This is a genomic window from Mesorhizobium sp. M0052, from assembly GCF_040323255.1.
Lineage (GTDB): Bacteria > Pseudomonadota > Alphaproteobacteria > Rhizobiales > Rhizobiaceae > Mesorhizobium.
In genome coordinates, this window is the sequence record NZ_JAMYUS010000017.1 from 140,608 (window position 1) to 163,328 (window position 22,721).

Genomic DNA, 22,721 nt, shown 5'->3' on the forward strand with positions numbered 1-22,721 from the left:
ATTGCGATCAGCCGCGCCCGAGACTGATCAGCCGGTCGACCACCGGCTGTAGCCTTTCGGTGGTGATCGGCTTGGTTACCACCACATCGACCACGCTCGACAGGCCCAGGCTGTCGGGCGTGCCGGTCTTGGTTGAAAGCAGGATCACCTTGGGGAGCGACCGCCCAGATGTCCGCCGCAAGGCGTCGATGGCCGCCATCAGCGCGCGGCAGTCCTCGTTGTCGGGGCCGCCATCGAGAACGACGGCGCCCGGAATGAGGGTTCGCAATGTCTTGGCCGCCATTTCGGGCGACTCGGAGATCGGCTTCAGTCCGGACTTCTCGACGATCTTCGACACCACCACCCGGTTGATCGGCGATTTTCCAACGACCAGCACGTGGGAGAAATCCGTTGATATCTCGGAGTTCGCGTCCCTGCTTGACGAATTCAGATGTTTGGCGGTGTCGGTCTCGCGGTTCACAGGGCACATGGGCGGGGCGGGCACTCGGCGCTGCTTCAATGCAGGGTTGAAATCCGAGAGCCAATTGGCGTGAGATCGCCCGCCATGTCAAGCTGAAATGACGGACCTGCGAAATATAGCCGGAAATATTAAACCCCCGAGACAAGGTCTGTTTTCGAACTGTAGTTAAGTTTACGCTCAAAATCAAAAGTCACCCGCGCTGAAAACCCGCGGGTGACGTTGAAATCGGCCAGTGAGCGGCGGGGTTCATAGGTTCCACAAGCACAAAGCTTCCGTTAGGGAAGATCAGCCGTGACTCTTCTGCGTGACGATCACCGGGATCAGCAGGTCGCCCCAATTGCCGTCGCCGCCATGATGCCGGGCCGAGCGCACCAGTTCCACCGAGACGCCGGCCTCCACTGCCTTCATCACCGATTGATTGAGCCGGTGCAGGTCGTTGGCCAGCATGCGGATGGTCGCCTGTTGGTCGACACTCATCGTGGTGGACTGCTCTTCTGCACGTTCCTTGACGCGGCTTATCGATGCCATTTTCTTCTCCCTTGCCCTTCGGGCGTTTCCTCTGTTGGTTATGTCGATCGGTTCATTCCGCTGCCGGCTTGAACTGGACGTGCTCGGTCGATTCATGCATGGCGGTGGTCGACGACTGGCCGCCGCTGATTGCCATCGACACGGCGTCGAAATAGCCGGTGCCGACCTCGCGCTGGTGCTTGGTCGCGGTGTAGCCGTGGACTTCGGCCGCGAACTCGGCTTCCTGCAACTCGGAATAGGCCGCCATCTGCCGCGCCTTGTAGCCGCGGGCCAGCTCGAACATGCCGAAATTGAGCTGGTGGAACCCGGCCAATGTGATGAACTGGAACTTGTAGCCCATGGCGCCGAGCTCGCGCTGGAACTTGGCGATCGTCGCGTCGTCGAGGTTCTTCTTCCAGTTGAACGACGGCGAGCAATTATAGGCGAGCAGCTTGCCCGGATGATGCCTGCGCACGCCTTCGGCGAATTTCTTGGCCTGCGCCAGATCGGGCTTGGATGTTTCGCACCAGATCAGGTCGGCATGCGGCGCATAGGCAACGGCGCGCGCTATGCACGGTTCGATGCCGTTCCTGACCTGGTAGAAGCCTTCAACCGTGCGGCCGGCATCGTAGTCGACGAAAGGCTGGTCGCGCTCGTCAATGTCGGAGGTCAGAAGCTTTGCCGCTTCCGCATCGGTGCGTGCCACGACTAGCGTCGGCGTCCCCATCACGTCGGCCGCCAGACGCGCCGCGTTGAGGTTGCGGATATGCGCGGCGGTCGGGATCAGCACTTTGCCGCCGAGATGGCCGCACTTCTTCTCAGAGGCCAGCTGGTCCTCATAGTGGACGCCGGCAGCGCCGGCCTCGATGAACGCCTTCATGATCTCGAAGGCGTTGAGCGGTCCGCCGAAGCCGGCCTCGGCATCGGCGACGATCGGCGCGAACCAGGTGTCGACCGACAGGCCGTTGCCTTCCGAGGTCTCGATCTGATCGGCGCGCTGCAGCGTGCGGTTGATGCGCTTGACCAGTTCGGGCGCCGCATTGGCGGGATAGAGCGACTGGTCCGGATACATGGCCGACGCGGTGTTGGCGTCGGCGGCGACTTGCCAGCCCGAGAGATAGATTGCCTTCAGCCCGGCACGCACCTGCTGCATCGCCTGGTTGCCCGACATGGCGCCGAGTGCATTGACGAAGTCTTCCTCGTGGATGAGCTTCCACAGCCGGTTGGCGCCCATTTCGGCAAGACTCTGGCGTATCTGGACCGACCCGCGCAGCCGCTTCACATCGTCCGGCGAATAGGCTCGTTCGATGCCGTCGAAGCGGCCTTCGGGCGCGGATGGGACAAGATTGTAAAAATCAGTCATTGGTCACTCCAGATCAATCGATGCCAGTGTCTTGAAACGCCGCGCCCTGGGATGGTGTGCGTCGTCTGTGTGTGACATCATTTACATTGCGCCGCGACGAGAGCGAGGAAAACCGCCATTTCCGATAGAAAATAAAAGAAAACCTGTGTTGTGTTTGACTGCTTGCCGCTGTAAATCTGTTATGATTGTAAAAAGATGGTGCGCCGTTCATCGCTCGCAAGCCGTGTAAATTCCTGTCAAAGAAAGCCGATGGCCGACCAGAAGATATTCGCCGGGCCGCGCATCCGCCGCATCCGCATCGCCAAAGGCCTGACCCAGACGGCGATGGCCGAGGGGCTCGGCATCTCGCCGTCCTATCTCAACCTGATCGAGCGCAACCAGCGGCCGCTGACGGTGCAGCTGATCCTGAAGCTGGCCTCTGTCTACAAGGTCGACCCGCATGAATTGCAGGGTGAGGCGAGAGGGTCAATCTCGGCCTTGAAGGAAGTGTTCGGCGACCCGCTGCTTGCCGGTGAACTGCCGGGCGACCAGGAATTGATCGAACTGGCCGAGGCAGCCCCCAACGCATCGGCTGCGATGATAAAACTGTTTCGCGCTTACCGCGAGCAGGCCGAGCGGCTGTCCGATCTCAACGAGCTTCTGGCGCGCGAGGGCCGCGCCACGGCGGCGTTCGGTGCGCGGCTGCCGATCGACGAAGTGCACGAGATTTTCGAGCGCCGGGCGAACCATTTTGCAGCACTCGAGGAAGAGGCCGAGGCCTTCACCTCGGTGCTCGACCCCGGCGACGATCTGTTCGGCGCGCTGAAGGCGTGGCTGAAGCGCGAGTATGGCATCGTCGTCAAAGTGCTGCCTGTCGCCACCATGCCGAACTGGCGCCGCCGTTATGACCGTCATTCGCAACGCCTTTTCCTGTCCGAGCGGCTGTCGCCGTTCGACCAGTTGCGCGAAGTCGCCATGGAGGCCTGCCTGATCCGCATGACGGTCGCGATCGCCAGCGAAATTCAGGCGCTGAAGCTCGGTACGGACGAAGCCCGCCGGCTCGCCCGCTTCGAGTTCGGCCGCTACGCCGCCAATGCCTTGATGATGCCCTATCAGGCATTTCATGCCGCCGCCGTGCGGGCTCGTTACGACATCGATGTGCTGCGCTCGCGTTTCGGCGTCTCCTTCGAACAGGCGGCGAACCGCCTGACCATGCTGCAGCGTCCTGGCTTGTCCGGAGTGCCGTTCTTCATGCTCGAGGTCGACAATGCCGGCAACCGCTTCCGCAAGGCCGGCGGACAGGGCTTTCCGCAAAGCCGCTTTGGCGGCGGCTGCCCGAAACTGCCGGTCCATGCCGCTTTCGCTTCGCCTGGCCAGATCCTGGTCGAGGCGGTGGAAATGCCCGACGGCGCCGAGTTCCTCTGCATCGCACGCACGCTCGAGGGGCCGCAGGGTTCGTTCTCTGAGCGCCCGCGCCGCACCGCGCTGCTGTTGGGCTGCGATATCGGCTTTCGCGACGAGATCGTCTATGGCGCCGGGCTGCCGGCAAAGGCCGGACAGGGCGCCGCCACGCCGGTCGGTCCCGCTTGCCGGCTGTGCGAACGCATCGGCTGCCTCGCCCGCGCCGAGCCGCCGGTGACCCGCCCGCTGGGCCTCGACGAGATGGTGACGGGCCTGAGCGCCTTCGATTTCCAGTGATGCTTCTCGGGCTGGAGGTCGCGGAAGACTGCAGCTGTTTGCGCTAAGCAATAGAGCGCGGCCCGAACCATCGCCGAACCAAATATTGATTAAGCATCGGCGCTGCGCTATCGAAGGTGAGCTGCAGGGCAGCCAAGGGGGGACGGCTTATGAACAGGAAAGCTTTGTGGCTTGGCGTGGCGCTTGCCCTTTTGGCGGGGCCTGTTCTGGCAGAAAAATCCTCGGAATTCTTCAAGGACTATCAACAGTATAGTGACGACGGCAAGGCATTCCTGGACAAGATCGATCCAAAGACCGGCGCGGTCGACCTTCCCGAAGGCATCCATCTCGATCTCAAGGACAAGTTCTATTTTCTGGGCAAGAAGGACGCGACGTCCGTCCTGACCGAGGCCTGGGGCAATCCGGCTGATACCGCGTCCGAAGCAATCGGCATGATCTTCCCGGCCAAGTACGAGCCCATCGCCGGCAACGGTTGGGGCATCGAATTGCGCTATGAAAAGATCGGCCATGTCGATGACGCGGACGCCGCATCCATCGACTACACCGAATTGCTGAGCAGCATGCAGGCGGACACATTGTCGGCCAACGATCAGCGGGTGAAGGACGGCTTTCCCCCGATCAAGCTGATCGGCTGGGCCTCGCCGCCGGTCTATGATTTCGTCCACAAGCGGCTGCACTGGGCCAAGGAACTGCAGTTCGGAGACGATACCGTCCACACGCTCAATTACGACGTCCGTTTCCTCGGCCGGGAAGGCGTCTTCGTGATGAGCTACATCGCTACGGTCGAACAATTGCCGGAGATCAAGCAGAGCCTGGACGAAGTGCTGGGCGTGGCGGACTTCAACACCGGCAAGAAATACACCGATTTTCTGCCAGGCACCGACACGGTCGCCGCGGTTGGCATTGGCGGCCTCATCGCCGGAAAACTCGCGGCAAAGGCCGGCCTGATTGCGGTCGCGCTCATCGCCCTGAAAAAGTTCGGCATTCTGCTGCTGGTACCGTTGGCCGGTCTTTGGCGCTTTATCCGCGGCAACAAGGGCACGTCCTAGAAACGGCGGTGTTTGCCCGTATGGCTGCCGGTTGGCGGTGCGCCAAAGGGAATGCCGGGCTGGATCACGTCCGGCGGTAGCCTATGCGCTAGGCGAATACGGCACGTTTCTGTCGTCCATTGTGCATTATGCCACCCCGAGATAGCCGACAGTCGCACCCCATGACCGATACCGCATCTTCTCCAATCGCCGCACCGCCGATCGTCTCGCCGCGCGAAGAGCGGGTCGGCTTGCTGCTGGTGTTCCTGTCGGCGCTGATGTGGAGCTTTGGCGGCACCATCGCCCGCTTCATCGACACCGCTGACAGTTGGACGGTGGTGTTCTGGCGCTCGCTGTGGGCGGCTGTGTTCCTGATTTGCTTCATGGCCTGGCGCGACGGCTGGCGCGGCATGTTGCGGCTGTTTCGCGACATGGGCCTGCCCGGCCTTGCCGTGGCCGTCTGTTTCGCCACGGCGTCGACGTGCTTCGTTGTCGCGCTCGCCTACACCACCGTTGCCAATATCCTGTTGATGCAGGCCGGTGTGCCGCTGCTGGCGGCATTGCTTGCCTGGGTGCTGTTTCGCGAACGCGTCGCCGTCGCGACCTGGGTGGCGATCGCCGCCGTCATCGCCGGCGTCGCCATCATGGTGTCGGAATCGCTCGACGGCGCCGTATCGCCCATCGGCGACGGGCTGTCGCTGCTGATCGCCGTCATGTTCTCGATTGCCACCGTCATCACCCGGCGCTTCGCCCATGTGCGCATGACGCCGGCGACGTGCCTCGGCACGATGCTGGCAGCGGCTTTCGCCGCATCGCAAGCCACGCAGTTTGCCACGTCGGCCCACGACATGGCTTTCCTGTTTGCCTTCGGCGTCATCAATCTCGGCCTGGGCCTTGCCTTCTTCGCCACCGGCGCGAGGCTGGTTCCGGCGGCGATCGCAGCACTCCTCGGCACGTTCGAGCCGATCCTCGGACCGATCTGGGTCTGGCTCGTTCATGGCGAGGTGCCCTCGGTGCGCACCATCATCGGCGGCGCGGTGGTGGTCGCCGCGCTGCTCGTCCATATCGCGCTTGAATTCAAGCGCCAGGCGAGGCCTGCACGGCCGGGGACCACCGGCCTGCCATCGCCTAATTGACCTGCCTTTCCCTTAGTTGAGCCCGTCTTCCCTAATTACGCCCGTCTTTCCCCAATTAGCGAAGCCGCACGCCCTATTGACCGAGCTTCCCCGCGCGGGCCATTGACAACCTTGCTGCGGCACGGGCAGGCTGGGGGCACGGCAACAACAAGACAGGCTTATCTTGCCAAGTGTCCCCGCCGGTCGGACCAAGACCGGACCACAGCGTCGTATCCCTGCCCGCGCCACGGCGAAAGCCTCTGACGGCGTCAGCGCGCCCGCCATGCGGGCACACAGAGCCATGATCTGCCGCTTGTCGAACCGCCCGGATGGCGCCGGCAGTTCACGCTTGTGGCTGCCCGGAAAGCTCAATACTCTGAAGCAAATGCCCAATCGCGCTCGAACAGCGACGACTTGGCGAAGGAACACTCATCAAAGGAGAACAGCATGATCCGCAAAGCGCTCTGGCTTTCGGCAACCTCGGCATTTCTGACGCTTTTCGCCGTCGGCGGCCATGCCGAGGATCGCGTCGTCAACGTCTTCAACTGGTCGGATTACATCGACAGTTCGATCATTGACGACTTCACCAAGGAGACCGGCATCAAGGTCGTCTACGACACCTTCGATTCCAATGAAATCCTCGAAACCAAGCTGCTTGCCGGCGGCAGCGGCTATGACGTCGTCGTGCCCAGCGGCAACTTCCTGGCCCGCCAGATCCAGGCCGGCGTGTTCCAGAAGCTCGACAAGTCGAAGCTGCCCAACATTTCCAACATGTGGGACACGGTTTCGGAGCGCACCGCCAAATACGATCCGGGCAACGAATATTCGATCAACTACATGTGGGGCACGGTCGGCATCGGCTACAACATCAAGAAGGTGAAGGCAGCACTCGGCACCGACAAGATCGACAGCTGGGATGTGTTCTTCAATCCCGACAGCCTGGCCAAGCTGAAGGACTGCGGCGTCTATGTGCTGGACTCGCCGGCCGACATCATCCCGGCGGCGCTCAAATATCTCGGCCTCGATCCGAACAGCACCTCACCTGACGACATCGCCAAGGCCGAGGAGACGTTGCTGAAGGTGCGGCCGTATATCCGCAAATTCCATTCGTCCGAATACATCAACGCGCTCGCCAACGGCGATATTTGCCTGGCGGTCGGCTGGTCGGGTGACGTCTTCCAGGCGCGCAACCGCGCGGTCGAGGCCAAGCAAGGCGTCGAGATCGGCTATTCCGTGCCCAAGGAAGGCGCCCAGATGTGGTTCGACCAGATGGCGATTCCCGCCGATGCGCCGCATGCCGCCGAGGCACTCGAATTTCTCAACTACATGATGAAGCCGGAAGTGATCGCCAAGTCGTCCAACTATGTGCTGTACGCCAACGGCAACAAGGCTTCGCAGCAGTTCGTCGACAAGGCACTGTTGGATGACCCGGCTGTCTATCCGGACGCCGAGACCCTGAAGAAACTCTATACGGTCCAGCCCTACGATCCCAAGACCCAGCGCCTGATCACGCGCAGCTGGACCAAGATCGTCACCGGCCAGTAAGCAACGCGACTGGTCCCGGCAGTCATCTGCCGGGACCATTCTTCTCTGGGGCAAGAAGCAAAAAAACAGGACGGAGTGGGACATGAAATCGCTTGGCAGCATCCGCAGGGATTTTGCGCCTTGGACTGATCCGAATGCCAAGCCATATATTCAATTCGAGAACGTCACCAAGAAGTTCGGTGACTTCACAGCCGTCAACAATCTATCGCTGACCATTTTCGAGCGCGAGTTCTTCGCCCTGCTCGGCGCGTCCGGTTGCGGAAAGTCGACTTTGCTCAGGATGCTTGCCGGCTTTGAGGAGCCGACCGCCGGCCGTATCCTTCTCGACGGCCAGGATTTGCGCGGCATCCCGCCCTATCGCCGCCCGGTCAACATGATGTTCCAGTCCTATGCGCTGTTCCCGCATATGACGGTGGAAAAGAACATTGCCTTCGGCCTCAAGCAGGAAGGCATGCCGGGACCGGATATCGAAAAGCGCGTCGCCGAGATGCTGAAGCTGGTCAAGCTCGAGCAGTTCGCCAAGCGCAAGCCGCACCAGCTCTCCGGCGGGCAGCGCCAGCGCGTCGCACTCGCCCGCTCGGTCGCCAAGCGGCCGAAAGTGCTGCTGCTCGACGAACCGCTCGGCGCGCTCGACAAGAAGCTGCGCGAGGAAACGCAGTTCGAGCTGATGGACCTGCAGCAAAATCTCGGGCTCACTTTCGTCGTCGTCACCCACGACCAGGAAGAGGCGATGACCATGGCCGACCGCATCGCCATCATCGACAAGGGCGAGGTGATGCAGGTGGCGACGCCGGCGGAAGTCTATGAAGCCCCCAGTTCGCGCTTCGTTGCCCACTTCGTCGGCAATGTGAACATGTTCGAGGGCAAGGTCGCCGAGCGTGCGGCAAACACCACGCGCATCACCGGCGCGACAGGGGCCCAGATCGTGGTCGAAAACAGCACCGATACAAAGGCCGGTTCCGACATCGTCTTCGCCATCAGGCCGGAGAAGATCAAGGTGTCGTCGACGAAACCGGCCGACGCCGTCAATGCGCTTGAGGGCGAGGTCTACGACGTTGCCTATCTCGGCGACATGACCGTCTACCACATCCGGCTGGATGACGGGCAGATCATCAGGGCAAGCGCGCTCAACGCGGCGCGAGTCACCGAGGACCCGCTGACCTGGAACGACCGCGCCTGGGTCTCCTTCCGGCCGGATGCCGGCGTCGTGCTGACACGGTAGGGGGCGGCCATGTCCAACATTGCACTCACCGACGCCGGTCCATCGGCCGCGGCCAAACCGTTCCTGATGCGGCTCGGTGCCGGCTTTGTCAGCCGGCTCGTCATCATCGTGCCTTATCTCTGGCTGCTGTTCTTCTTCTTCATCCCGTTCATCATCGTCTTCAAGATTTCGCTGTCGCAGTCGGCGATCGCCATGCCGCCCTACACGCCGGCGCTCGATTTCAGGGACGGCGTGTCCGGGTTCTTTGTCCGCTTCCGCGAACTCAGCGTCGACAATTATGTCTGGCTAACGCAGGACGCGCTTTACTTCAAAGCCTACGTGACCAGTGTTATCATCGCTGCTGTCTCGACGATCCTGACCTTGCTCGTCGGCTTCCCGATCGCCTACGGCATGGCCCGCGCGCCGGCGACGATCCGTCCGACCTTGCTGATGCTGGTTATCCTGCCGTTCTGGACGTCGTTCCTGATCCGCGTCTATGCCTGGATCGGCATCCTCAAGCCCGAGGGTCTGCTCAATCAGATGCTGTTGTCGCTGCACATCATCAATCAGCCACTGATCATCCTCAACACTTACACGGCGATCTTCATCGGCATCGTCTATTCCTACCTGCCATTCATGGTGCTGCCGCTCTATTCGTCGCTGGAAAAGATGGATTACTCGCTGATCGAGGCGGCAAAGGATCTCGGCTGCCCGCCGACATCAGCCTTCTGGAAGATCACGTTCCCGCTGTCGCTGCCCGGGGTCATCGCCGGCTGCCTGCTGGTGTTCATTCCAGCGGTTGGCGAGTTCGTCATTCCCGATCTGCTCGGCGGCTCGCAGACGCTGATGATCGGCAAGACCTTGTGGAATGAATTCTTCGCCAACCGTGACTGGCCGGTGTCGTCGGCCGTCGCCGTCATCCTGCTGCTGCTCCTGATCGTGCCGATCATGCTCTTCCAGCAGGCCCAGGCACGCGCCCAGGAGCAGGACAAATGAACGCCACCTGGAGCCGCTTCAACGTCACCTCGGTCGTGCTGGGCTTTGCCTTTCTCTATCTGCCGATCGTGCTGCTCATCGTCTTCTCCTTCAACGAGTCGAAGCTGGTCACCGTCTGGGGCGGCTTCTCGACCAAATGGTATGCCTCGCTGTTCCACAATCAGGGGCTGATGGACGCCACCTGGGTGACCGCGCGTGTGGGTGTCATCTCCGCCACTGTGGCAACCGTGCTCGGCACGCTGGCAGCACTGACCTTGACCCGCTACACCCGCTTCCGCGGCCGCATCCTGTTTTCCGGCATGGTGTTTGCGCCGCTGGTCATGCCGGAAGTCATCACCGGCCTGTCGCTGTTGCTGCTGTTCGTTGCCGTCGGTCTCGACCGTGGCTTCCTGACCGTGACGCTTGCTCACATCACCTTGACCATGTGCTTCGTGGCTGTCGTCGTGCAGTCGCGCCTGGTGTCGTTCGATCGTTCGCTGGAAGAAGCTGCCTTGGACCTCGGCGCAACGCCGGTAAAGACCTTCTTTCAGATCACGCTGCCGGTCATCATGCCGGCCATCGTCTCCGGCTGGATGCTGGCCTTCACCCTGTCGCTTGACGACCTGGTCATCGCCTCCTTCACCTCCGGGCCTGGCGCCACCACGCTGCCGATGAAGATCTACAGCCAGGTGCGTCTCGGCGTGACGCCGGAAATCAACGCCGCCTGCACCATCCTGATCGCCGTCGTGGCGGTAGGCGTCATCATCGCTTCGGTCGCCAACAAGCGGCGTGAGGTGCAACGCCAGCTCGACGAACAGGCCGCGCAGCGCGGTTGATTGCGTCAAACGAGGGATAGGGCGGTCCCGGTAAGGGTCCGCCTATTCGCCTGAGACGCCGCGGCTGATCGGCGAGATGAACGGCGTGCTCCAGGTGCCGCCGACGAAGAATGACGACTGGTTGGATCCCTGCTGGCCATTGACCGGTGCCGCTGCCGGGTCGGCCTGGGTGACACCCCCCGAAAGCGCCAGCCCGCGTCCGCCGTAAGAGGCGATGCCGGACAGCCAGACCTTGTATTTCGCCGAATTGGCCTCGGCCTTGTCCAGCCTTGCCACACCCTTCGAGATGGTGGCCTTGAGCTCGGCGCCGTCCATCGGCAGTGTCCCGTCCGAGACGTCGTCGAGCGCGAAGAAGCCGCCCTGTTCCGTGTGCTTCAGAAATGCCGGCAAATTGAGCCCGCTCAGCGCGCCCGGCCCGAACGTCGCAGAGACCGAGCCGTCCGCGTTCTCGAAGATCGAGTCCCAGGATTTGCCCGGCCCTTTGAGAATGACCGAGACAGTGCCGGTGCTGGCCGGCACCAGCCGCGTCATTCCGGCCGCGGTGCCGAAAGCGGCGCCGTCAATGTCGGAGGCGAGCAGCCGGATCTCGACCTGCGAGCCCTCCGGTTTGCGGTCGAAACGCAGGCTACTTTGCACGTTGCCGCCAAAGGCCGACGCATCGGAGATATCGAAGACGGCAAGCCCGTTCTTCACCTGCGCCGTAGCGGCGACGTCGGCAAGCTGGATTGCGCCGGCCGAGGCATGTGCCGCTGACAGCCTCAGATCGAGATTGATCCGGTCGGCGAAGCTGGTGTCGATTTCGCCGGGACCGGTCTCGCCGGTCGGCGCCAGCGGCGTGAAGGCCGAAAACAGCGACCTGAGGTCGAGCGTATCGAAGGCGAGTGTGCCTGATATCACCGGCAAGGCGTCGCCGAACGAAAAATCCAGGGCCCCCATTCCCGGGTTGCTGTCGAGCGTCACCGCGGTGTTTTCGAATTTGACGCGGCCGGCGGTCGCCGTGATCTTGCTCGAAATCGAGACCGAACCGATCGCCGTACCAGGGGCAATGCCGGCCTGCGACCATTCCAGCACGCGCCGCAGCGAGGGCGCGGCGAATTTCGCCTGGCCATCGAAATAGGCGTTTTGCGACATGCTGGCCGTACCATCGAACGAGAAGCTGGCCGGCGCTGCCTTGAACGAAAACGTGACCGGTGCGGCGCCGCCGGCAAACAGCACCAGCGGCTTGGGCGAGGCGGCATCGACGGTGACGCTCTCGCCGCGCCAGATTCCGGTCGCCGACAAGGTCGCGTTGCTGTTCATCGCTGCCCAGCTCGCCTGGCCGGACAGGCTGGTCAGCAATTCGACGTCCTTGCCGCCGATGGAGGCGACCATGCGGCCGTCCCTGAATTCCACTGTGCCGAACGGATCGGCGGGCAGCTTGCTCAGGTCCGGCTTCGTCGGATCGGCGTTGACTAGGCCGCGCGCCGTGTCGATGGAGCGGGTGATGCGTCCGCCCGTTGGTATGGCGGGCAGGAATATGCCGTTTGCGGCGCGCTGGACCCGGATTGTCGGCCGCACCAGCCGCGCCGTCGAAAACACCACATCGCCCTGCAGCGCCGCCATCGCCGAAAGGTCGACCTCGACCCGTTCGGCCTCGATCACCGGCGGCGCGTCGGTCTCGGTCCACTGGGACAGCGTGACGTCGCTCAATATGGCGCGGAACTTCGGCCACACCTCGATGCGCGGCGAACCGGCGATGGTGACCCTGAAACCGCTCCACGCGCTCATCTCCCAGGCGATGCGATCGCGCACGATCCGGGTCGAGGCAAACAGCGGCAGAGCGGCGACGACCAGCGCGATGACGAGCACGGCAACGCCGATCGCCCATATTCCGCGCCGGATCAAAGGTGATGGCATATTGCCCCGGTTGCTTTCATTCCGATAAAAATCGCCTGACGGGTGTAACCGCCAGTTGTCACCACGCCTTCCAGTCGTCACTACGACTTAGGGCTGAGGCATTTCAAGTCTTTATGGCCCGGCGATGGCAATTGCGAACATATGGCCGAGTTTTAGCGGAACAAAATCTTGCTCTGCCGCACGGTGGTAGGCATAAGCGATGCAGCTTCAGCCTGCTACGAGGCGCGGCGTTTTTGGGACAGCGGCGCCTGTAAAGCTGAGGCTAGTGCATGTCGCCCGGAAGAGTGCAGCGGTTCCGGGACAACGACGTGCATCAAAACAAAAGCATATCTATCTTGCGACGCGACGGGCTTCAAGGAGGATCGATCATGGCTGCCGAAGCACCGCTCTGGACCCCGCCGCAAGACCAGATCGACGCAGCACCACTGACCGCGTTCATGAAGGCAGCAGCGGCCAAAAGCGGCACATCCTTCGCCTCCTACGCCGACCTGCACCGCTGGTCGGTCGAGGATCGCGAAGGCTTCTGGAGCCTGCTGTGGGACTTTTGCGGCATTGTCGGCGACAAAGGGACCGATGCGGGCGAGACCGTGCTCGTCGATGGCGACAAGATGCCCGGCGCATCGTTCTTTCCCGATGCGACGCTGAACTTCGCCGAGAACCTGCTGAAGAAGATCGGTTCCGGCGACGCGATCGTCTTTCGCGGCGAGGACAAGATCGAGCGGCGGCTGTCGTGGAGCGAACTGCACCAGCTGACCTCGCGCTTTCAGCAGCTTTTCCTGTCGCTCAAGGTGAAAAAGGGCGACCGCATCGCGGCGATGATGCCCAACATGCCGGAAACCGTCGCCGCCATGCTGGCGGCCGCCTCCATCGGCGCGGTCTGGTCGTCCTGTTCCCCCGATTTCGGCGAGCAGGGCGTGCTCGACCGTTTCGGCCAGATCGAGCCGGTCATATTCATTGCGCCGGACGGCTATTGGTACAATGGCAAGGCAATCGAGGTAGCCGACAAGATCGCTGCCGTTGCGGCGAAGCTCGAAACCGTCCGCAAGGTCGTGATCGTCGACTATCTCGGTACCTCGCGCGATATCGCAGCGATCATCGACAAGGCCGTGGCGCTCGAAGAGGCGCTGTTACCCTTTACCGCCAAAGCGGTCACGTTCGAGCGGCTGCCGTTCGCGCATCCGCTCTACATCCTGTTCTCGTCAGGTACCACCGGCATTCCCAAATGCATCGTCCATTCGGCCGGCGGCACGCTGGTCCAGCATGTCAAGGAACACCGGCTGCATGCCGGACTCATCGAAGGCGACCGCTTCTTCTACTTCACCACCTGCGGCTGGATGATGTGGAACTGGCTGGTGTCGGGCCTGGCCTCGGGCGCCACGCTGCTGCTCTATGACGGCTCGCCCTTCCACCCCGACGGCAATGTGCTGTTCAGCTTCGCAGATGCCGAGAAGATGACCTTTTTCGGCACTTCGGCCAAATTCATCGATTCCGTACGCAAGGCCGGGCTCAAGCCGATCCGCAGCCATGATCTGTCGTCCGTGCGGGCGATTTCCTCCACCGGCTCACCGCTGTCGCCGGAGGACTTCCGCTTCGTCTATGACGGCATCAAGAAGGACGTGCATCTGGCCTCGGTTTCCGGCGGCACCGACATCGTCTCCTGTTTCGTGCTCGGCGTACCGACGCAACCGGTCTGGACCGGCGAGATCCAGGGTCCCGGCCTCGGCCTTGCCGTCGATGTATGGGACGATGACGGCAAGCCGATCCGCGAGCAAAAGGGTGAGCTGGTCTGCACAAAAGCGTTCCCGTCGATGCCGATCGGCTTCTGGAACGATCCTGAGGGCAAGAAATACCAGGCCGCCTATTTCGAGCGCTTCGACAATGTTTGGTGCCACGGCGACTTCGCCGAATGGACCGCGCATGGCGGCATGATCATCCACGGCCGTTCCGACGCGACGCTCAATCCGGGCGGTGTGCGCATCGGCACGGCGGAGATCTACAATCAGGTCGAACAGATGCCGGAGATCCTTGAGGCGCTGTGCATCGGTCAGGATTTCGACAATGACGTCCGCGTCGTGCTGTTCGTGCGGCTGGCCGCCGGCGTGACGCTGGACGAGGATCTGGAAAAGCGCATTCGTTCCAAGATCCGCAGCGGCGCCAGCCCGCGCCACGTGCCGGCAAGGATCGTCGCCGTCAGCGACATTCCGCGCACCAAATCGGGCAAGATCACCGAGCTTGCAGTGCGCGACGTGGTGCATGGCCGCGCCATCAAGAACAAGGAAGCGTTGGCCAATCCAGAGGCGCTGGAGCTGTTCACGAACCTGCCGCAGCTGGCTGAGTGACGCGGCCGGGATGGTTAACCAGATATGTCGGTCGAATTTACCTAGATTTCATGAGTGGTACACATTCGTAAATTTTTTGGACGGCCGGTAAGGATTTGTTAAGGCCCGGCGTTGATAGTCGCACGTAACTTGAGGGAGAAATCCCGTTCCTCGTCCCCTGAGGATCAGATTCGCTCAAGCCCCCGTTGTGACAGCAAATCCCATTTAAGGCGTCCTGTTGGACGCCTTTTCTTTGTCCGGGATTCTCGCCCGGGAATGGCCGGCCCTATTCGGCCAGCACCCGCGTCGACGGGAAGGCGACCTCGACCAGCGTCCCTTCGCCCGGCGTCGAGGTGATGGTGAAGCGGGCGCGGTTGGCTTCCACCATCGCCTTGGTCAGCGGCAGGCCGAGACCGGTGCCGTCGCCACGCCCGCGCTTCAGCGCATTGATCTGCTTGAACGGCTTCAGCGCCTGCTCGATCTCGGCATGGCTCATGCCAATGCCGGTATCGCGCACCCGCATGACAACGTCGCCGGAGGTTTCATAGGCGGTCGACACGATCACCTGTCCGCCGGCTTGCGTATAGCGAATGGCGTTGGACAGGATGTTGAGCGCGATCTGGCGCACGCTTCTGAGGTCGGCGACGACTTCCGGCAGTCGCGAGGCGAAGCTGGAGCGAATGATGACACGCTCGCGGTTGGCCTGCGGCTGCATCATCGCCACCGTCTCGGCCAGCGTATCGTTGAGCGACACCGCCTCGTAGTCCATTTCCTGCTGGCCGGCCTCGATCTTCGAAATGTCGAGGAGGTCATTGACGAGATCGAGCACATGGTTGCCCGAGCGGTTGATGTCTCTGAGATAGTCGCGGTAGCGGTCATTGGCTACCGGGCCGAACTTCTCGTCCACCATCAGCTCGGAAAAGCCGATAATGGCGTTGAGCGGCGTCCGGATCTCGTGGCTGATGCGGGCGAGGAAATCGGTCTTCTGCGAGGAGGCGCGCTCGGCCACCGCGCGCGCCTGGGTCAGATCCTCTTCGGCCCGCTTCCACTGCGTGATGTCGCGCACCACGGCGCAGAAGCCGCTGTCATTGGGCAGCCTGCCGATGGTCATGAACAGCGGGATGAAGCGCCCTTGCGCCTCGCGCCCGATCACCTCGCGGCCATCGTTCATCACACTCGCCACGCCGGGCTCGGACAGGCCGTTCAGATAGTCGCGCGCCGCGCGCTGGCTTTCGATGGCAAACAGCGAGGCGAACGGTTTACCGGTGACGTCGTCGCTGTCGAAGCCGAACAGCGCCTCGGCCGGCCGGCTGATCGAGCGGATGTCGCCGTCGCGGCCGATCAACACCACACCATCGGTCGCGGTGTCGATGATGGTGCGCATCTCGGCAATGCGCGCTTTGAGTTCGGAGACATCGGGCTGCGTCTGCTCCTCGGCTGCGAGATGCGCAACCATCGGCGGCTCGTTATCGCCGGTACGTCGCACCACCAGCATCAGCGCCTTGCCGGCGCGCCACGGCACCGAACGCAAAATGGCTTCGATCGGAAATTCCTGGCCCTCGCGCGTCTTCAGTTTGAGTGTGTGGTCGCTTTCGCCGGCCGTTTCTGAATAGGGGTCGGCAAACAGCGCGTCGAGCCCGCCGGCGTCGCTCAGGTCCTCAAGCGTGTCATAGCCGGTCAGGCCGAGGAATTCCTCATTGGCGTAATGAAGCTCGTCGCCCGAATGGATGAGCAGCGGCACCGGCAGCTTGCCGAGGATCGACGTGTCAGGGGCCTTGTGTTCATCTCCGGCCGAGAATGCCGAAGGCATGAACCCCTCAAGCTTGAGCGGCGGCACTTTCAGGCGCTGTGGTTCTGCCGGCACTGTGTCCGCATCGCCGGCCTTGTCCCCGTCTTCCACGGCCGAGTCAGTCGCCTCGTCGGACGGCGCCCAATCCTCATTGTCCTCGGCATCGCGGAAATCGGCCGACGTCATGCTGTCGTCTTCACCGGCATTGGCCGGCGTCTCGGCAACAACCGGCTGTGGCTCTGCGGCCTCGACGATCTCTTGGGCTTGCGTATCATCCGGTTCGGAAGCCGGCGCAGGTTCGTCGTTGGACGACGTTGCTTCCGTACTGTTTTCGGTGACGGAGCCTGGTTCGGGATCGGCATAGTCGAGCAGGGAGCGCGACACTGTCGGCGCCTTCGCCTCGCCTGCTTCGCCGTCCGCAAGGCCGTCGTCCGGCTGCTCGCCGTCAAGCCGCGCGAGATCCTTTTCGTCCTCGGCATCGCTTTCCGGCGGTTCGGCCTCAGCCGTTTCATTTTCGGGTGCGGTTGCCGATGGTTCAGCCACGGCAGCCGGGCCGGCTTCGCCCGGACTCGAGACCTCGGCGGGCCGCCGGGCTGGCGCGGCTGTTTCAGCCTGGTTCGCCTCGACATGATCCGGCTTGAGCTCATCTGCCTTGGCCTGGTCTGGCGTTACCTGATCCGGATTGGCCGGTTCGGCCTGCTTGGCAGTCTCCGGCTGCTCCGGCGGGGGATTGTCCTTCTTCAGCCGCTCGCCGATTTCGCGGAAAGCGCTGCGCTCCAGCGTCGACAGGCCCCTCTCGCTTGTCGGCTGCTTGTCGTTGGCGGGCTGCCGATGCTCGGCCAGCCGGATGACCTTGTCGGCAAAACGACGTTCCTGCTTCGGCACGATGGTCAGCGCCGGCACTTCGCCCTCGAACGGATCGGCCGCCTTGGGAGCTTCCGCCACGGGCTGTTCCGGGGCCGGCTCAGCTGCTGCCGCTGGCGCGCCATTGGGGACCAGCGCCATGCCGATTGCTTCCGGATCGACCACCGCATCGCCGGCGCGGGCGACGCCGAAACCACGAAAACCTTCGAAGGCGCGGCTGCGGCCATAGACAGGCAGTGCTGCCAGATCGACCGGTATCTTCAGGTCGGAGCCGGCAACCGGCCACAGTACCGAGCGGCCCGACCAGGTGTCGCGCCGTTCAAGCAGGCCCGCGATCTCGCCCGAGGCGTCGAGGCCGAAAGTTGTCGCGACGTCCTTGAAGCGGCGGCCGATCACGTCGGCGGCGGCTTTGCCGACAATGTCGCCGAATTCCGGCGACAGCGCGCTGAACTTGCCGTCGGCGTCGGTGCGCCAGACGAAGCGCAGCGGCGGCGTCGAGCGGTCGACCTCACGTTTGGCGGGAGGCGCAGCCGGTAGGGCTGCGTCAGACGGCAGGGCGGGCGCAGCGGCACCGCTGTCCAACTGCGCACTCTCGGCCGGGGAAACAGAGTCCGGCTCGGCCTGCGCCGGGCTGTCCGGCTCGCCCGCCTGCGGCTCTTCGCCGGCATGGAAGTACCAATGATCATGTTGCGCCGGCGCGCTGTCATTCGCCGCCTGCTCGCGGCCGGTCGTCTGCTCGCGATGGTCCGCCTTTGTATCGGTTGACGCCGAAGCATCATGCTTGGTGGCAGCCGGACCTGTCTCCCCGACATCAGGTGCGGCCGCGAGTGGGGCGCCCTGATTCCCGCTTGCGGTGGGGTGGTCAGCCACCGCATCCACCGTTACCGCGTTCTCCGCGGCGGCTTGCGCCGGGCCATCGTCGACCAGCGCTGCAGCAGGTTCGGCATCCAGCTCGCCGACAGGATTTTCCTCACCGAGCTGATCCTCGTCGATGACCACCAGCAGATGCCTGGACTCGGTCAGGCGCGCGAAGCCGGCCGGATAGGACGTGGCGCCGCCGGGGACCAGCCGCTTGACGATGCGGTCGTCCTGGCTCGCCACGTCGGCGACAAGCGCGGCCAGCGTCTCAGGCCGGATGGCGAGCGCGCCAAAGCCATCCGAAGCCGCCTCGACAGTGCCGGCGGCGTCGACAAAGGCGATGAAATGGCCGTCTTCGGTAAAGCCGCTGATCGCGCGGGCCGCAATGTCGGCAGCACTGCGCGAGCCGGCCTGCGCTGCCGGCACCACCAGCATAATGGCGCTTTCGCCGTCCGGCATAGTCACCGCACTGGCCAGGAAGCCGACGGCGCGGCTGGTGATGCCGGTCGCCAGCCGTACCGTAATGGCGCGGTCGCTGCCGATCTGCGGGAACCCCGCGGTCGCCATGATCTGACGCCTGGCGATCAGCGGCAGCTGTGCCGAGGCGCCGATGATGGCCTCGATATCGGGATAGCCGAACACCGCAGCGCCCGAGCCGTTGGCCCAGATCACCTGTTCGAAGTCGGCCGACAGAATCGCGATCGCGTCGCCGGCGGCGAAGCGCTGGCGAACCGCATCAAGCACGGCGACATCGAGGAAAGAGTAGTTCTCGGAAGGCATGCGCTTGGCGGACCCTTTCGGTGAAACCTCTTGGCGAACCCCTCTTGGCGAACCTACAAGGCGGGCAATTTGCAGTTAACGCTTTGTTAATAAAAGCCCGCGCGGCGAAGGTCCACAAGCCATGGCGGGAAGCAGGTGGAATCTCTGGCCACTTGGTTAACAGCCTCTCGGAATGCCCTTGGATAACCTCTTGGGTGACGCATGGGAAGAAATTTATGGTGCACTGCAACAAAGATATTGCATCGCACAAAAAAACCGCTATATTGCCATCATACATGAACGAGACGGCTTTTTGTCAAAGCCGCTACCCCGAAAGGATGGAAAATGACCAAGGCCAAGACCGCTGAGACCATCGAAAACGTCGAATTCCCGAGCTTCGACGCTTCCAAGGCAACCGACCAGATCCGCGCTTTCGCCGAAAAGGGCGTCGAGCAGTCGAAGGAAGCCTACTCCAAGCTGAAGACCGGCGCTGAAGAGACCCAGAAAGTCCTGGAATCGACCTTCGAGACTGCCAAGACCGTTTCCAGCGACCTGTCGCTCAAGACCATCGCCGCTCTGCGCGCCAATGCCGAAGCCGGCTTCTCGCATCTCGAGGCCCTCATCGGCGCCAAGTCGCTGTCGGAAGTGGTCGAACTGCAGACCGCCTTCCTGCGCAAGCGCGTCGAGACCACGGTCGAGCAGGCCAAGGACTTCCAGGCTGTTGCTTCGAAGGCTGCCGAAGACGTCTCCAAGCCGGTCAAGACCGCTTTCGAGAAGGCCCTGAAGGACATCAAGGCCGCCTAATAATTGCGCACAACTCTGCGATGCATCAAAACGTCGCATTTCGTCAGACAAATAGGTGTGCGATAGAGTTGTCCAAATGAATACCCGGCGAGTGGAACCTCCTCCCTCTGCTCTCCGGGGTGACCAGCCAGCACCTTCTCCCGCTGGCTCGTAACAGGAAAAGGCCGGCACCTCCTCCCGCCGGCCTTTTTCTTTTGCCGAAGAAACCAGCGTCTGTTGGCAGACCGGCTTTGCCTTATCAAAGGCCTTGAATTAGTGTCTGATAGACCGTATTGGACGCATCGCCGAACGACAGAGCGGATCTCGGAGAATGAATTTTCACCACGATCTGGCTCAGGCGAACGTGCCGTTGTAGCTCAGATGGTTAGAGCGCCGGATTGTGGATCCGGAGGTCGCTGGTTCGATCCCAGCCAACGGTACCACCGAATTTCCCGCTAAGTATTGATTGCCGATCCCGCGATCCACGAGAGATCAAGACCTGTGTGCGCTGTCGGCAGGGCAGGAAGACCCTGACTGCACACACACCGCGGTGCGGATACCCGCGCCGCAGCTTAGGTTTCATTTTACTCCAGCGGTTCGTCGGTCGGCCGAGGCGTCGTGCCTGCCTGATGAGGACGGCCGGCATTGCGATTTGCAACGCGGCTGTCGAGCGGCGATCTGGACGCTTGCTGGGCGCCAGCGGTCTTGGGCGCCGTCGGCCTGGCGCCGGAATCGCTGTCTTCAGCATCGCGAGGGGGATGTGGCAGGCCGGCGGCCTCAGGCGATCTGACCGAAGGTGTGGCGGCCGGGTTTGTCGATGCGGGTTTGTCCTTGGCCATTTTCAACTCTCGCCTTTTCAGCATGCAGACGGCCGGACAACAAAGTCGGGCCATTGGACAGAACGGTCAGCCGTGCGGGCGCATCACGACTTTGATGCAGCCGTCCTCCTTGTCACGGAAGGTTTTGTAAAGTGCGGGCCCGGCCTTGAGGCCAGCCGATGGGTGATCACGAATGACGGGTCGATATCGCCGTTCCGAACTTTCTGCAGCGATGTCGCGTTCATCCTGGATCGTCGGATCGGCCACCTGTTCGCAACGTATGTCGCATTTGCCGTGCCATGTCAGGGCCTTCATGTGCTGTTCCTTGACGACAAGCTCTGCGAGCCCGAACTTGGCTTGATGTGAAATGTTCCCGCTTCGAACGAGCATCCGGCCTCAACCCTTGGCGGCCGAGCCGGGTTCGGCCATGCCGCAATGCTGCTCGGTCAGGGTGCCGGCCGGCGTGCCATGCGCCGCTGCAACCTGCAGCTTGTTTTTCCAGCCGCTGATCGCCTGCTGCCACGACCGCATCCCTGATCGCTTCGCAGGGCAGAGGTTTGGCGCAAGCGCAGGATCTGCTATCGCGCCAGAATCGCGGCGACAACGAACACGACGGCGGCAACGACGACAAGCGCGACAATGGCCAGCACCGGGCCGTTTTTACTCGGGGCCGGGGCGCGCTCGTCGTCCGGCCGCCGCATCGCATTGGCGAAGCTTGCTTGATTAGCGAAAGCCGGCGTGCCCGTCGCTGCGGGAACCGGCACGGCGCAGGTGTCTGCTGCTTCGGCATCGGTTTCCATAGGCGCCGCCGCCGGGTCGAATCCCGGCGTCTTGTCCTCTGTCACCCCAGACTGAATATCGCCTCTGTCTTCGGCCGGGTTACGTTCGACGTTCATGATGATGCTCCTGCCGCTGGCCCGGGCTTCCCCAACCGCGAGCGGATCAGGATGTTCCATCGGGCGGAATCGCCAACAACGAGGAGCAAATTCAGATAGCCTTCAAACAGATGTCCCTGGTGGCAACGCGGGCCTTGCAACCGGTCAGCACCGGATTGGTGGTCTCGTTGTAGTCGGCCATGGTCGGCAACGCGGCAGATTCGGCAAAGTTCCAGTCTGGCTCGCAATGCCCGCTTACGCACACCGCCGCTCGTTGACCTTGAGCTGGCTCGTTCCAGCCACTCCAACCCAAATTGCCAGTCCGGCTCCCGGCGGCGCGCTGTTTGGATTCCGTGGGAACATCAACAGCGCCAGCGAGTTCGGTATGTGCAGCGAGTTCCCTGTTCGCCGCATGGCCAACATCCGGAGCTCTTGACTGCCCGCGTCTTCGCTCCTGGAGCGCGGGCCACTCCTCTTAGCCCAAGGTTGCGATCATGAGCAGAAACATTCCGGAAAAGCGGGCCAGGCAGGGTGGCTTGGGGCGACCGGTCCTTGGCGTGCTCTTGGCAGGCCTTGTCTTGGCGCTCGTCGCCTGGGGGATCGCTGAAATCTATGGCGAGCAGGCTAAGACACCGGCGACACAGCAAAACAGCCGGGTTCCATCGCCAGATACTTACAGCCCAAATCCTGGCCAAACGGACCCTGCAAACTCCAAGGCCGACGATGTGAATGGCGAACCGGTGGACCGGAATCCCAAGCTCGACAAGGATCCCACGCCGCGATCAAGCACTGGCGGGGATCAGCCAGGAACGCCGCCAGCTCAACCTGCTTCGCCATAGCGTTCGCACTAGTTGATAAACACAATTCAAACAGATGCGGAAATGTGGAGCGGCGATTTCAGCCAATTTCAAGAGCCGGGTCTGTCAATAATCGCCGGCGCTCTCTGATAGCTGGGGAGCCACAAAACCTGGTTGTGTGCGTCAAGTTCTGCAAAATGGGGCAGCCACGATGCTGGTCATGCGGCTTGGCGCAGAGCGAGCTTCTTGTGCTCGCG

16 protein-coding genes, 1 tRNA gene and 2 pseudogenes are annotated in these 22,721 nt (G+C 62.6%); 11 read left to right on the forward strand and 8 right to left on the reverse strand.

Translation table 11 applies throughout. The annotated features are described in order from the left end of the window. Positions 1–7 precede the first annotated feature (7 nt). The 3 genes from NKJ77_RS22640 to aceA form a co-directional block, all read right to left on the reverse strand. Positions 8–469 (reverse strand): response regulator, encoded by a 462-nt coding sequence (locus NKJ77_RS22640; RefSeq protein ID WP_023669317.1) that lies wholly within the window; start codon positions 467–469, stop codon positions 8–10. 276 nt (positions 470–745) lie between these two features. After that, complete coding sequence (locus NKJ77_RS22645; protein ID WP_023669318.1) at positions 746–988, reverse strand: SMc00767 family acetate metabolism repressor; 243 nt, start codon at positions 986–988, stop codon at positions 746–748. 52 nt (positions 989–1,040) lie between these two features. Next, positions 1,041–2,330, reverse strand: coding sequence for an isocitrate lyase (aceA, locus tag NKJ77_RS22650; RefSeq protein WP_023689327.1), 1,290 nt, complete (start codon positions 2,328–2,330; stop codon positions 1,041–1,043). 249 nt (positions 2,331–2,579) lie between these two features. Between aceA and NKJ77_RS22655 the strand changes: the two genes are divergently transcribed. The 7 genes from NKJ77_RS22655 (at position 2,580) to NKJ77_RS22685 (ending at position 10,707) form a co-directional block, all read left to right on the forward strand. Further along, positions 2,580–4,007, forward strand: a complete 1,428-nt coding sequence (locus NKJ77_RS22655) for a helix-turn-helix domain-containing protein (protein WP_023832753.1) — start codon at positions 2,580–2,582, stop codon at positions 4,005–4,007. Positions 4,008–4,156: 149 nt separating this feature from the next. Further along, complete coding sequence (locus tag NKJ77_RS22660; protein WP_031193251.1) at positions 4,157–5,056, forward strand: DUF2167 domain-containing protein; 900 nt, start codon at positions 4,157–4,159, stop codon at positions 5,054–5,056. Between the two features lie 161 nt (positions 5,057–5,217). Continuing rightward, entirely contained in the window at positions 5,218–6,171 is a 954-nt protein-coding gene (locus NKJ77_RS22665; RefSeq protein WP_023751980.1) for a DMT family transporter, read from the forward strand. A 426-nt stretch (positions 6,172–6,597) separates the two neighbouring features. Then, positions 6,598–7,695, forward strand: coding sequence for a polyamine ABC transporter substrate-binding protein (locus tag NKJ77_RS22670; RefSeq protein ID WP_023681872.1), 1,098 nt, complete (start codon positions 6,598–6,600; stop codon positions 7,693–7,695). A gap of 82 nt (positions 7,696–7,777) precedes the next feature. Beyond that, positions 7,778–8,917 carry an ABC transporter ATP-binding protein gene (locus NKJ77_RS22675; protein WP_023729070.1) on the forward strand — a complete coding sequence of 380 codons (1,140 nt, stop codon included), beginning with the start codon at positions 7,778–7,780 and terminating at the stop codon, positions 8,915–8,917. A 9-nt stretch (positions 8,918–8,926) separates the two neighbouring features. After that, the gene (locus NKJ77_RS22680) at positions 8,927–9,892 is read left to right on the forward strand and encodes an ABC transporter permease subunit (RefSeq protein ID WP_031195899.1); all 966 of its coding nucleotides are present in this window, start codon (positions 8,927–8,929) and stop codon (positions 9,890–9,892) included. Continuing rightward, positions 9,889–10,707, forward strand: coding sequence for an ABC transporter permease (locus NKJ77_RS22685; RefSeq protein ID WP_023669326.1), 819 nt, complete (start codon positions 9,889–9,891; stop codon positions 10,705–10,707). Before NKJ77_RS22680 ends, NKJ77_RS22685 begins: the two co-directional genes overlap by 4 nt. Before the next feature lie 42 nt (positions 10,708–10,749). Here NKJ77_RS22685 and NKJ77_RS22690 read toward each other — a convergent pair whose 3' ends face one another. Beyond that, positions 10,750–12,603 (reverse strand): AsmA family protein, encoded by a 1,854-nt coding sequence (locus tag NKJ77_RS22690; RefSeq protein ID WP_023692376.1) that lies wholly within the window; start codon positions 12,601–12,603, stop codon positions 10,750–10,752. Between the two features lie 368 nt (positions 12,604–12,971). Between NKJ77_RS22690 and NKJ77_RS22695 the strand changes: the two genes are divergently transcribed. Further along, positions 12,972–14,942: an acetoacetate--CoA ligase gene (locus tag NKJ77_RS22695; protein ID WP_352535788.1), complete on the forward strand. Its 1,971-nt coding sequence runs from the start codon at positions 12,972–12,974 to the stop codon at positions 14,940–14,942. A gap of 265 nt (positions 14,943–15,207) precedes the next feature. On the opposite strand, the gene NKJ77_RS22700 is transcribed toward NKJ77_RS22695, so the two are convergent. Then, on the reverse strand, positions 15,208–19,212 hold the full coding sequence (locus NKJ77_RS22700; protein ID WP_352535789.1) for a PAS domain S-box protein: 4,005 nt from the start codon (positions 19,210–19,212) through the stop codon (positions 15,208–15,210). Between the two features lie 324 nt (positions 19,213–19,536). On the opposite strand from NKJ77_RS22700, the gene NKJ77_RS22705 reads away from it, so the two are divergent. Both NKJ77_RS22705 and NKJ77_RS22710 read left to right on the forward strand, forming a co-directional pair. Next, complete coding sequence (locus NKJ77_RS22705; protein ID WP_023669330.1) at positions 19,537–19,995, forward strand: phasin; 459 nt, start codon at positions 19,537–19,539, stop codon at positions 19,993–19,995. A gap of 345 nt (positions 19,996–20,340) precedes the next feature. Beyond that, positions 20,341–20,417, forward strand: a tRNA-His gene (locus tag NKJ77_RS22710). Between the two features lie 462 nt (positions 20,418–20,879). Here the strand turns inward: NKJ77_RS22710 and NKJ77_RS22715 are convergent. The 3 genes and pseudogenes from NKJ77_RS22715 to NKJ77_RS22725 all read right to left on the reverse strand — a co-directional run. Then, a pseudogene (locus NKJ77_RS22715) lies at positions 20,880–21,007 on the reverse strand (glutathione-dependent formaldehyde dehydrogenase); the annotation flags it as partial. A 181-nt stretch (positions 21,008–21,188) separates the two neighbouring features. Next, positions 21,189–21,302 (reverse strand): annotated as a pseudogene (locus NKJ77_RS22720) (SDR family NAD(P)-dependent oxidoreductase); the annotation flags it as partial. Between the two features lie 68 nt (positions 21,303–21,370). Then, positions 21,371–21,688 carry a hypothetical protein gene (locus tag NKJ77_RS22725; protein ID WP_031195897.1) on the reverse strand — a complete coding sequence of 106 codons (318 nt, stop codon included), beginning with the start codon at positions 21,686–21,688 and terminating at the stop codon, positions 21,371–21,373. 473 nt (positions 21,689–22,161) lie between these two features. Here NKJ77_RS22725 and NKJ77_RS22730 point away from each other — a divergent pair, with 473 nt between their 5' ends. Continuing rightward, on the forward strand, positions 22,162–22,506 hold the full coding sequence (locus NKJ77_RS22730) for a hypothetical protein (RefSeq protein ID WP_081727320.1): 345 nt from the start codon (positions 22,162–22,164) through the stop codon (positions 22,504–22,506). Positions 22,507–22,721 lie beyond the last annotated feature (215 nt).

What these genes read in the sequence shown, in the direction of transcription:
- NKJ77_RS22685 (WP_023669326.1), top strand. Translation starts at nt 9,889, where the DNA reads ATGAACGCCACCTGGAGCCGCTTCAACGTCACCTCGGTCGTGCTGGGC.
- NKJ77_RS22730 (WP_081727320.1), top strand. Translation starts at nt 22,162, where the DNA reads ATGAGCAGAAACATTCCGGAAAAGCGGGCCAGGCAGGGTGGCTTGGGG.
- NKJ77_RS22655 (WP_023832753.1), top strand. Translation starts at nt 2,580, where the DNA reads ATGGCCGACCAGAAGATATTCGCCGGGCCGCGCATCCGCCGCATCCGC.
- NKJ77_RS22640 (WP_023669317.1), bottom strand. Translation starts at nt 469, where the DNA reads ATGTGCCCTGTGAACCGCGAGACCGACACCGCCAAACATCTGAATTCG.
- NKJ77_RS22675 (WP_023729070.1), top strand. Translation starts at nt 7,778, where the DNA reads ATGAAATCGCTTGGCAGCATCCGCAGGGATTTTGCGCCTTGGACTGAT.
- NKJ77_RS22690 (WP_023692376.1), bottom strand. Translation starts at nt 12,603, where the DNA reads ATGCCATCACCTTTGATCCGGCGCGGAATATGGGCGATCGGCGTTGCC.
- NKJ77_RS22645 (WP_023669318.1), bottom strand. Translation starts at nt 988, where the DNA reads ATGGCATCGATAAGCCGCGTCAAGGAACGTGCAGAAGAGCAGTCCACC.
- NKJ77_RS22670 (WP_023681872.1), top strand. Translation starts at nt 6,598, where the DNA reads ATGATCCGCAAAGCGCTCTGGCTTTCGGCAACCTCGGCATTTCTGACG.
- NKJ77_RS22700 (WP_352535789.1), bottom strand. Translation starts at nt 19,212, where the DNA reads ATGCCTTCCGAGAACTACTCTTTCCTCGATGTCGCCGTGCTTGATGCG.
- NKJ77_RS22695 (WP_352535788.1), top strand. Translation starts at nt 12,972, where the DNA reads ATGGCTGCCGAAGCACCGCTCTGGACCCCGCCGCAAGACCAGATCGAC.
- NKJ77_RS22680 (WP_031195899.1), top strand. Translation starts at nt 8,927, where the DNA reads ATGTCCAACATTGCACTCACCGACGCCGGTCCATCGGCCGCGGCCAAA.
- NKJ77_RS22725 (WP_031195897.1), bottom strand. Translation starts at nt 21,688, where the DNA reads ATGAACGTCGAACGTAACCCGGCCGAAGACAGAGGCGATATTCAGTCT.
- NKJ77_RS22705 (WP_023669330.1), top strand. Translation starts at nt 19,537, where the DNA reads ATGACCAAGGCCAAGACCGCTGAGACCATCGAAAACGTCGAATTCCCG.
- NKJ77_RS22660 (WP_031193251.1), top strand. Translation starts at nt 4,157, where the DNA reads ATGAACAGGAAAGCTTTGTGGCTTGGCGTGGCGCTTGCCCTTTTGGCG.
- NKJ77_RS22665 (WP_023751980.1), top strand. Translation starts at nt 5,218, where the DNA reads ATGACCGATACCGCATCTTCTCCAATCGCCGCACCGCCGATCGTCTCG.
- aceA (WP_023689327.1), bottom strand. Translation starts at nt 2,330, where the DNA reads ATGACTGATTTTTACAATCTTGTCCCATCCGCGCCCGAAGGCCGCTTC.